Origin of the sequence: Sporosarcina sp. E16_8, assembly GCF_017347095.1 — a bacterium.
GTDB lineage: Bacteria > Bacillota > Bacilli > Bacillales_A > Planococcaceae > Sporosarcina.
This window is the reverse complement of sequence record NZ_JADPRZ010000111.1, coordinates 1-1,650: the sequence shown is the minus strand read 5'-3', so window position 1 is coordinate 1,650 and position 1,650 is coordinate 1. Positions and strand designations below refer to the sequence as shown.

The window sequence follows — 1,650 nt, the reverse complement described above, 5'->3', positions numbered from 1 at the left end:
AACTTTTTCCGGATATACATAATAACCTCTCCTTTAAATAGAATAATAAGGCTTTGTATATTCTATACCCTATTTTGTCCGTTTTAAGGGGGTCGACCACCACTAGCGTTGCATAGCAGTAAAAAAATGTAATATTCCCTAAATAAAGAAATGAGTTCAATAGATTAATAACTTGCGAAAACACAAAAAAGCTCCTAATGTAGATAAGGAAACGACGACTAAATCAGTTCCCTACACTATCAAAAAGGAGCTCAACCATGACCAGTGTAAACCGAAATTTAGTCTTTCGTCAATACTTATCTAATTTACCAACCAACATTTTAGCGTGTCCACTTATGAACTACGATGCGAAGAAGCTAACCGACTTTTCAGTCGTGAAAATATTTATTATGGCAAGTCTTTGCAAGTGGGATAGCCTTAGGATAATTGATACCGGTATCCGGTCAAAAAAAGAGTTTCAGAAAGAGATCGGGGTAAAATCTATCAGTCATTCTCAAATTAGCCGGCGTTTAATTGATTTAAATACTGCTGATTTGGCAGATTTACTTAGTCGATTAGCCCAACATTATTGGAGACTGCAAGGTAACGCCAAGGGACTGAATGCCAATGTTGGCCCCCTTCGAATAATTGATGGAACTTATGTTAAATTGCCAAAGAATGCATTGAATTGGACTGCAATCTCTAAAGATTCCTGCGGAATCAAGTTGCATGTACGTATTGTTGTTGCATCTGCGAATAGTATATTTCCTGAAAAGATGATTCCATCAACCGGCAATGTAGCCGACTCTGACGCTGTTAATCACATCATTGATGCTGATGGCGCCCTGTACGTTATGGATCGTGGGTATGCCCATAAAACAAAAATGGGTGGATGGATTGAAAGAAATGTACAATTTCTCGTTCGTATAAGAAAGACCTTTAGGATGGAAACGTTGAAGTCTTACGAACCTACACATCCTAAAGTTACGAAGAACGAATTGGTTTCAATACTAACGCGAGAAGAACCTGTTCGATATATCGAATTCATTGACGACAATGGAATACCCTTTCACTTGATTACAAATCGGCTGGATTTGAGTGAAGAAGAGATTCTAGAGGCTTATAAAAATCGCTGGTATGTTGAGCTATTTTTTAAATGGCTTAAACAGCACGTCAAGGTCAGCCATTTATTCAGCCACTCTCCTGTCGGTATTTGGAATCAAATGTACATTGCATTGATTACCTGCGCATTGGCTGAGATCATGCGACTTATTCATAAACCGACCAAAAACAGTTGGACATTCTTAAGCACGGTGCAGCAATTCCTTTTCTCATCGATAAATGCGCTATTGAAGGACTTCAATCGGAAGTCAAGAAAGAGCAAGGGACGGCAAAAAGTACCTATAACAGAACCTATAGCCATACGCTATGGAGAATATTTCGCCATTGTTAGCCCAAAAACAAGAAAGCATTTTACCGACAAAGAAAAAGAAATGAAGCGAAAAGAAAAGGGAAAAAAGATGCAGATGAAACAACAATAAAGATATGACAAAAAAAGGGAACTGATTAGTCTTTACGGACCTGTTCCTTTTTTTATTTTTAAAACCGGAAGAGAGTGGTAAAAAATGAAAAAGAATGTTTATACTGGATTCTATGCAACGCTAGTGGGTA

The 1,650-nt window shown here is 37.8% G+C and carries 1 protein-coding gene; it reads left to right on the top strand.

Going from position 1 to position 1,650, the window contains the following annotated elements; genetic code table 11:
• The first annotated feature begins 257 nt into the window (after nucleotides 1–257).
• Nucleotides 258–1,520 (top strand): IS4 family transposase, encoded by a 1,263-nt coding sequence (locus I2484_RS20960; RefSeq protein WP_207152985.1) that lies wholly within the window; start codon nucleotides 258–260, stop codon nucleotides 1,518–1,520.
• The last annotated feature ends 130 nt before the right edge of the window (nucleotides 1,521–1,650 follow it).

Coding starts and splice junctions, on each gene's coding strand:
- I2484_RS20960 (WP_207152985.1), top strand. CDS start 258: ATGACCAGTGTAAACCGAAATTTAGTCTTTCGTCAATACTTATCTAAT.